Source organism: Microbulbifer mangrovi, from assembly GCF_002009015.1.
Lineage (GTDB): Bacteria > Pseudomonadota > Gammaproteobacteria > Pseudomonadales > Cellvibrionaceae > Microbulbifer > Microbulbifer mangrovi.
Genome location: NZ_LZDE01000061.1, coordinates 1 through 534, shown reverse-complemented (window position 1 = coordinate 534; position 534 = coordinate 1). Strand labels below are relative to the sequence as shown.

At 56.2% G+C, this 534-nt stretch carries 1 protein-coding gene; it reads right to left on the bottom strand.

The window, feature by feature from the left end; all coding sequences use genetic code 11:
* Nucleotides 1–43 precede the first annotated feature (43 nt).
* Nucleotides 44–534 (bottom strand): collagenase (locus tag B4U49_RS00260; RefSeq protein WP_193432789.1); only part of this gene is annotated, 491 nt, incomplete at its 5' end.

The window sequence follows — 534 nt, the reverse complement described above, 5'->3', positions numbered from 1 at the left end:
AGGGCCCCGCGGGGCCCTTTTCTGTTTGTGCCTGAGTATCCGGTTACTTCTCTTTACCGCCGCTGCGTCTCTTCTCCTCGGCCATGGAATGCTTCTGCAGCATCTGCTCTTTTTTACTGTCCTTCTGCCTTCCGCTCGCCCCGCTGTTGACCAGTCCGTTCAACCAGTTCTGGTACTCCGCTTCATAGTTGCTTTCCCAGCTGTTGAGGTACGCGGTATAGCTGCCGAAATCGTTGTTCTTGAGTGTATTGGTCATCGCGATCACTTCATCGTAGTGACGCTCGAACAGAAAGCGGATAGCAAGGTAGCTCCAGCGATATACCTGATCGGTTTTGTCGCGGTAGGTGGTCGCGAACACAGACGCCAGGCTGGGTTTGCGGTGGCGCGGTTTGTGGTCCCGGGCGACCTGTACCGCCTCCGGATTGTAATTGCCCAGGGATAGATACTCAGCGAGCCCTTCGGACCACCAGACCATATTCCCCGGGTAGTGATTGAAGCCGCCATAGGCAACGAAGCGCCCGTCCAGATAGTGCA